At 40.8% G+C, this 8,200-nt stretch carries 6 protein-coding genes (1 of these 6 running past the window's edge); 4 read left to right on the forward strand and 2 right to left on the reverse strand.

What is annotated here, in order from left to right:
* Positions 1-7 precede the first annotated feature (7 nt).
* Together L641_RS0113770 and speE are read right to left on the reverse strand one after the other, a co-directional pair.
* Positions 8-2,050, reverse strand: coding sequence for a glycoside hydrolase family 97 protein (locus tag L641_RS0113770; RefSeq protein ID WP_016899330.1), 2,043 nt, complete (start codon positions 2,048-2,050; stop codon positions 8-10).
* Between the two features lie 139 nt (positions 2,051-2,189).
* The gene (speE, locus tag L641_RS0113775; protein ID WP_013466096.1) at positions 2,190-3,053 is read right to left on the reverse strand and encodes a polyamine aminopropyltransferase; all 864 of its coding nucleotides are present in this window, start codon (positions 3,051-3,053) and stop codon (positions 2,190-2,192) included.
* Positions 3,054-3,252: 199 nt separating this feature from the next.
* Between speE and speA the strand changes: the two genes are divergently transcribed.
* The 4 genes in view from speA to L641_RS0113795 are tightly spaced (at most 60 nt apart) and all read left to right on the forward strand, a layout consistent with a single transcriptional unit that may run on beyond the window.
* Entirely contained in the window at positions 3,253-5,133 is a 1,881-nt protein-coding gene (speA, locus tag L641_RS0113780) for a biosynthetic arginine decarboxylase (RefSeq protein ID WP_013466095.1), read from the forward strand.
* A 60-nt stretch (positions 5,134-5,193) separates the two neighbouring features.
* Complete coding sequence (locus L641_RS0113785) at positions 5,194-6,066, forward strand: acyltransferase (RefSeq protein WP_008109502.1); 873 nt, start codon at positions 5,194-5,196, stop codon at positions 6,064-6,066.
* 18 nt (positions 6,067-6,084) lie between these two features.
* The gene (locus tag L641_RS0113790) at positions 6,085-7,005 is read left to right on the forward strand and encodes an acetyltransferase (protein WP_013466094.1); all 921 of its coding nucleotides are present in this window, start codon (positions 6,085-6,087) and stop codon (positions 7,003-7,005) included.
* On the forward strand, positions 7,002-8,200 hold the 5' portion of the coding sequence (locus L641_RS0113795) for a mechanosensitive ion channel family protein (RefSeq protein ID WP_024602197.1). 67 nt of this gene lie beyond the right edge of the window; the window shows 1,199 of its 1,266 coding nt (coding positions 1-1,199); its start codon is at positions 7,002-7,004; its stop codon lies beyond the right edge, outside the window. Before L641_RS0113790 ends, L641_RS0113795 begins: the two co-directional genes overlap by 4 nt.

Genomic DNA, 8,200 nt, shown 5'->3' on the forward strand with positions numbered 1-8,200 from the left:
AACCATTTTATAGTGCTTTAAAACGAATGGCTGTACCACCACTGGTGGCCAATTTTAGTGTGAGTTTATCATTTGCGGTAACAGTGCGTTTTTCGATTTTTAAATCGTAAGGGTTGTTCTTCCACTCTGCCTTATCACCATCTTTGTAGATTTGCGCTTCAAACTGTTTATCTTTATCTAAGAAGTCGAGTTTAACCTCAATGGTGCGGGCGTTTTCATCAGTTACAGCGCCTAAGTACCAGTCATTACCAGTGTAATGATCGCGTTTACGTTCTTTTCGTGCAAATACAATAAAGTCGCCTACTTCTCCATCAAGCGCAATACTTTGTTGCCAATCGGTCGGTACGTCTTGAATAAATTGAAAAGCATCGGGCTTAGCTAAATAATTTTTAGGTAAATCAGCCGCCATTTGAATTGGGCTGTACATTACAACATAAAGTGCTAATTGCTTTGCAAGTGTTGTTTGCGGGCGATTTGTATCGCCACCTAAGCCATTAAAGCTCATATCAAAAATACCTGGCGTAAAGTCCATTGGGCCTGCCAGCATACGCGTAAAAGCAAGCATTGGAATGTGCTCTGGTGGATTGGGTGGCGTGCCCCATGCGTTAAATTCTTGGCCGCGAGCGCCTTCACGAGCAATCCAATTAGGGTAAGTACGGCGAAGGCCGGTGTCTTTTATTGGCTCATGAGTATTAATACTTATTTTATGTTTTGCAGCTAGCTTAACGTTGTATAAGTACTCATTAACCATAAATTGGCCGTCATGCCACTCAAAACGGGCAATGCCGTTTTCATCAATGCGTTTAATATTGCCACCATCGGCCACATAACCGGTTTTAATTTGGCTTACATTTGATTGCTCGTAAAGCGCAAAAGCGTCTTCCATTTGATTACGATAATTTGTTACGTTACCTGAAGTTTCATGGTGGCCAATTAACTGCACCCCTTTTTGCTTACCGTAGCGGGTAAGCTCCTCAATATCAAAGTCATCATATGCTTGGGTAAAGCTAAATACATCGCCATTAAAAAACCAGTCGCCATCCCAACCAGTGTTCCAACCTTCAACTAATACACCATCAAAGCCGTATTTTGCGGCAAAGTCCATGTAGTATTTAGTATTTTTTGTGGTAGCACCGTGTTTTTCGCCACTACCCCAAGTATTCTCATTGATGTGCATGCCCCACCAAATACCTACGTATTTGCCTGGTTTAACCCAGGACACATCACCGAGCTTATTTGGCTCATTTAGATTTAAAATAATATCTGAATTAACTAAGTCTACCGCATGTTCGCCAATTTGAATGGTGCGCCAAGGCGTATTAAATGCACCGTGCTTTTTGACTGCTATACCATCTGACCATGGCGTTAAATCGGCGCTAAAAGTGCCTGGGCGACGTTGGTTAAGCACCATGCCCGCATAATCGACTAGGGCTGCTTCATGAATACTGACATGCACGCCGTTGCCATTTTTAAAAGTAAAAGGGGTGTGAGCGAGTGCAGCATCTTGTAAGGCTGTGGTGTTGTAGACATATTCGTAACGATTCCAACCGCGAGCAGGTATCCACCATGCAGTGGCTTTATCGGCACCGGCGATGGCAAACTCGGTCAGCTCTTTAGTAATTTCTGTTTTTTCAAAACCGGCTTGTTTAGGGACTTCATAGCGAAATCCCACACCGCTATCAAAGGCTTTAAATCGCACTGTGTATGTGCCACCGTGGGGTGCGGGTTTATTAAAGGTAACGGCAATTTCATTGTGCTTGTCGACAACGGTTTGACGCTCTCCCCAAGGTTGCTGCCATTGACTATCTGTTTGTGAGCGAGTTACTTCACTAATAACAAAACCTTCATCAAATGGCGCTTGGCTTTTAAATCTAAAACCTAAATGTGACTGCGTAATAACAGGTTTACCGTTAAAGCTAATAGAATAGTAAGGAGATGAAGATTGATCAGATATGGTGATTTTAATTTTTTGATCAGGCGATTCCAGCATGGCTTCTTTTGCAAAAGCGCTGCTTGAAAGTAAAGCAACTAGCAGTAAAGGTAATCTCATTGTGTGTCCTTTATGTCAAATTGTAGACTATGAGCATAAAGTGAAGGTGGGGTTATTACGAGATGACTGCAAACGTATTCAGTGTAATTAAACACATAAAAAAGGGCTCTAGCGAGCCCTGTTTTATATTTATAACTTATTATTTTTTATCAAAAGCGCGTTTCATGTAATTAGGTGTTGCGAGTGCACCGTGATGAATGCCGCCATTGTAGTATTCACTATGCTGTGCAATTGTTGCTGCGCCGTCTTCTCTAAAGCCATTAAATGCCTCAGATTTGCGAGCTAGCGTCACTGACCATAACCCACTTGGGTAAATAGGTTGTGGGAATGGGAGTGTTTGTAAATCGTTAAAACCAACACTTAGCATAGCTTCGCGCATTTCAACCAACAGTGGCATATGCATTAATGGCGATTCACTTTGTTGTACCAGTATTCCACCAGGGCGAAGTGCGTTTAAACAGCTAGTATAAAACGCATGGTTAAATAAACCTTCACCTGGGCCTACCGGATCAGTACCATCAACAATCACTACATCAATAGACTCACCAGCTGCTTCGCGCATGTATTTAATGCCATCGTCAAACATCACAGTAGCACGTGGGTCATTATTTGATTCACATAACTCTGGGAAGTACTTTAACGACATTTGGGTAACCACTTCGTCAATATCTATTTGAGTTACAGTTTCTACGCTTGGGTGCTTGAGCACTTCACGTAACGTACCGCAATCGCCGCCACCAATAATAACTACGTTTTTTGGGTTTGGATGCGCCAGTAATGCTGGGTGGCTGATCATTTCGTGGTAAAAAAAGTTTTCACGGCTACTTACCATAGTACAACCATCAATGATCATTAAATTACCAAAGTCTGTGGTTTCAAACATTTCTACTTTTTGAAAAGGAGACTGTTTTTCATCTAACTTTTTGTTAATACGTAATGAAAATGCGCTGCCATCGCGGTCGCTAATTTCAGTAAACCACTTACTTTGATCTAAATTTGCCATAGTTGTTGTTACACTTTTGGTTGAGTATGAAAAAAAGGAGGCAATTCTGCCAGTGCTTGGCCTATTGCTCAATCAAATTTTACTCTCTTTAGCGAATAAAGTTAGCTATAAAGAGGGGAAAGTTCAATTTTTGTTAGCTTAGCAGATAGTGACGTATTAAAATGCCCCTTTACACCTAATTTAATAAAGAAGAGTTGCCATGACTTGGGGTTTAGAAACAGCACGTGCTACATACAATGTTGCTCATTGGAGCGATGGTTATTTTGATATTAACGCACAAGGTGAGTTGATAGCCTATCCTGATGGCGACCAAACAAAACCTGCCATTTCTTTAAGTCAGCTTACTGAGCAATTTAAGCAGCAAGGGTTAACATTGCCCGTACTGGTGCGCTTTACTGATATTTTAAAAAATCGTGTCGATACGCTCACCAATGCCTTTACTCAAGCGCGCACTAACCGTGAATATAACGGCAAATACACCTGTGTTTATCCTATCAAAGTAAACCAACAGCGCTCTGTTGTGAGTAAGTTATTAGCTCACCCAAGTGGCCTAGTGGGACTTGAAGCTGGTTCTAAACCTGAACTAATGGCCATTTTAGGGGTGGCGAAAGAGCCTATTACTATTGTATGTAACGGCTACAAAGACAGCGAGTTTTTACGTTTAGCCTGTATTGGTCAAGCAATGGGACACAGCGTTAAAATTGTGGTTGAAAAACTCTCAGAGCTAACCACATTGCTTGAAGAAATTGATAATTTAGGCATTGAACCGGCTATTGGAATTCGTATTCGCTTAAATTCGGTTGGCAAAGGTAAATGGCAAAATACCGGTGGTGAAAAAGGTAAGTTTGGTTTAACCGCAGGACAAGTACTCAGTGCAGTGGAAGTACTTAAGCAACATAGCAAGTTGCATTTAATGCAAATGGTGCATTTTCATATTGGTTCTCAAATCGCCAATATTCGTGATATCCATCGTGCCTTGCGCGAATGTGCTCGCCATTTTGCTGAATTAACTCAATACGGTGTACCGCTAAATACGGTTGATGTGGGTGGCGGGCTTGGCGTTGACTACGAAGGCTCAGGCTCACGCAGTGCCTGCTCAATGAACTACACAGTCGAAGAGTACGCGCGTAATGTAGTGAATGCATTTGCCGATGTGTGCGATCAGCATAACTTAACGCACCCTGCTATTATTACAGAATCTGGCCGTGCATTAACGGCTCATCATGCAGTGTTGATCACCGATGTCATTGATGTAGAAAAAGCACCGAATCATTTAAACCCAGAACCGCCATTGGAAAACAGCGCATTAGTGCTAGATGAAATGTGGCAATGCTTACAACGTTTGAACCCACGTATGGCACTTGAAATATATCATGATGCTATGCACTTATTTAGCGAAGCACACGATCAATACGTGCATGGTTTAGTGAGCATGCTAGAGTGGGCGAAAATAGAGCAGCTTTACTTTACGATTTTACACCGAGTTCGTGCATCGTTAAGCGTTAACGCACGCGCTCATCGCGAAGTGCTGGATGATTTAAACGAAAAGCTAGCCGATAAACTGTTTGTGAATTTTTCATTGTTTCAGTCATTACCTGATGTATGGGGTATTCAGCAGTTATTTCCGGTCATGCCCATCGAAAATCTAACGCAGCCGCTTACTCAGCGCGCGATTATCCAAGACATTACTTGTGATTCTGACGGGCAAATACGTGAGTACGTTGAAGGTGCAGGTATTGAAACTAGTTTACCTATCCCTGAATATACACAAGGTCAGCAGTATCATATTGCCATGTTTATGGTGGGGGCATACCAAGAGATTTTAGGTGACTTACATAACCTATTTGGTGATACCGACTCAGTCCATGTTGAGCTTAATGAGCAGGGATATGTATTAACCAATGCCATTAAAGGAGACAGCGTTAAGGATGTATTAAAATTTGTTGATTATGATAGCGAGTTATTAGCTGATAACTTTGCCACTCAAATTAATAAACTTGATGTATCAGAACACTGTAAAGAAGGGTACCTAGCCGAGCTCAATGCAGGGCTTGAGGGCTACACCTATTTTGAAGATTAATTTAGTTGCATAGTTAAGCGCGGTCTTAGTGGCTGCGCGATGTTTAAAGGAATAGAAGTAATGTCAGTTATTCGCAGTGTATTTAGTATTTTCTTTTATACAATAAACACTCTTTTTTGGTTTGTGCCTATTTTTATTTGTGGCATCGTTAAGTTAATCCCAATCAAACCACTACAAAAATTAATGAGCTGGACGGCCAAGCAATGTGCCTCTATTTGGGTGACCTTCAACACGTTAAATCAAACGTTATTAACGCCAACTAAACTTAATGTTATTGGCCTTGAAGAGCTTAAATTAAAAGATTGGTACCTAGTTATTGCGAACCATCAAAGCTGGGTGGATATTTTAGTGTTACAGCGGGTGTTTAACCGAAAAATACCTTTTTTGAACTTCTTTTTGAAAAAAGAGCTTATTTACGTACCTGTTTTAGGTTTGTGTTGGTGGGCACTCGACTTTCCTTTTATGACCCGTACCAGTAAAAGCCAATTAAAAAAGAATCCTAAATTGCGTGGTAAAGATTTAGAAACCACCCGTAAAGCCTGTGAAAAATTTAAAGAAATGCCAGTCAGTGTGGTTAACTTTGTTGAAGGGACGCGGTTTACAGCGCAAAAGCATGCGCGTCAAAATAGCCCGTTTCCTCACTTACTTAAACCGAAAGCGGGTGGTGTGGCGTTTGTAATGCAAGCCATGGGTGAGCAAATTTCTAAAGTGGTAAATGTCACTATTCATTACCCTGAGGGCATTCCTACCTTTATGGATTTTGCAGCCGGTAAAGTAAAACACATTGATGTACATGTTGAAGTAAAAGGCGTTAGTGACGACTTAATTGGTGATTACACTAATGATCCTGACTTTAGAGTACGCTTTCAAAGTGAATTAAACCGCGTGTGGGAAGAAAAAAACCAGACGTTGGTTAATCTCAAACAAAAATAACAAAATGAGCTGACAGTTATGCTAAAAAAATGGTTACCTAATTGGTTAAATGGCTTAATTGTTGGCTGTGTTTTATTTGCTAATTTAATAATATTTGGCGCATTAGTGCTTACCCTAGGGTTAGTTAAATTAGTGCTGCCCATACCTGTAGTGAGTAAATTATTACACAGTGCGTATAAAGGGTGGTGCAAAGGTAACCGCTTAGGGCTGTGGTTAGGCTGTAATAATATTAAAGTTAATATTAGTGGGGAGGTAAACGCCAACAGTTGGTATTTGCTAATCAGTAATCATATTAGCTGGCTTGATATTGCGGTATTGAGCTCGTTGGATGCATTGCCAGCCCCTAAGTTTTTTTTAAAAGATGAGCTTAAATACGTGCCATTTATTGGCACTGGTGCGTGGGCGATGGGTATGCCCTTTATGAAACGAGTGACCAAAGCGCAATTGGCTAAAAATCCGAATTTAAAAGGCTTAGATGTCGAGCGTACTAAGCGCAGTTGCCGTAACTTTCGTCATCATCCTACAACCATAGTTAACTTTGTAGAAGGTACGCGTTTTACTGCGCAAAAGCACCAGCATCAACAAAGTCCTTTTCAGCATTTATTAAAACCTAAGGCTGGTGGAACTGCTTTTGCCTTAGAGGTTTTAAACGAGCAGTTTGACGCTATGCTTAACACCAGTTTAGTGTATAGCGGTCAGTCAGATCATGTGTGTCGTAATATTTTAAAAGGCGAGTTGGAGTCTATTCATATTACTATTGAGGTTATGCCAATAAATACGCAGATGATTGGCAGTTACCAAACCGATAAGGCATTCAGGGCCCAGTTTCAGCAATACTTAAATAACTTATGGACAGTAAAAGATAAGCAATTAAGCGCTATTCATATTCAGCAAGCTAGTACTGAATTAACACCCAGTAAGGAAATTGAAATACCATGAGCAAAACACACCTACAGGAGCTAATTACTCCTTGGTTTGAAAAAGTCCCCGATGCTTTTTTTCTCAGCGCAATCACCGCCTCATCAATTGGCATTCTTTCATTATTATTTGTTTACTTATTTACTCGTCGCTTGATGTTACCGGGTATTCAAAAGGTGGTGACTAAACTCTCTCCTGAGCGTATTGGTTCATTGTCACCTATGTTAACTAAGCTGAATAAACGAATTGCTTGCTTGTTATGTTGTGTACTTTTTTTAGCCACATTTGATAGTGTTTATCCGGTTAATGCAATTGCTCAAGAGATCCTTAAAACCATTGGCCAAGCATTATTAATTATTTATATAGGTTTTATTATTAGCAGCATAGTGAGCATTGCTGGCGCTATTTATAACCAATTAGATTTTGCTCGCGAAGTACCTATTCAAGGCTTAATTCAAGTGGTTAAGCTGATCACCTTTATTGTGTGTTCAATATTAATTGTTAGTATTGTGCTTGAAAAATCGCCGACTTATATTCTCTCTGGTTTTGGTGCTATTGCCGCTGTTACTTTATTAGTATTTAAAGACACCATATTAGGTTTTGTCGCCAGCATTCAAATTGCCGCTAATCGTTTGGTGACCTATGGAGATTGGATCCAAGTAGATAACTACGGCGCCGATGGCGAAGTAATTGATTTAGGACTTAATACTGTAAAAGTGCGTAACTGGGATAACACCATAACGACCATCCCTACTTATATGCTGGTGGCCGGTTCATTTAAAAATTGGCGCGGTATGCAAGAATCTGGTGGGCGACGCATCAAGCGTTCTTTAAACATTGATATGAACAGCATCTTTTTAGTTGATGACGATTTTAAAGCGCAAATAGAAGCGGCTATACCACTGCAAGAATATATTCGACTAGGCACACTTCCCGATCCGGTGTCGAACTTAGGGCTATTTCGTCGCTATGCAGAGGGTTACTTAAAACAACACAGTAAAATCAATACCTCGCTCACACTTATGGTGCGTGAACTACAACCGCTTAATCATGGCTTACCGATTGAGTTTTACTGCTTCAGTGAAGACAAACGTTGGATATCGTACGAGCACTTACAAGCTGAAATTATGGACCATTTACTGGCCGTATTACCTGTGTTTGGGCTGCGCGCTTATCAAAGTGTCAGTGGGCAATTAAGCCCAGCTGACGGAGCCAA

The sequence above is a fragment of the Pseudoalteromonas sp. TB41 genome, from assembly GCF_000497975.1.
GTDB lineage: Bacteria > Pseudomonadota > Gammaproteobacteria > Enterobacterales > Alteromonadaceae > Pseudoalteromonas > Pseudoalteromonas tetraodonis.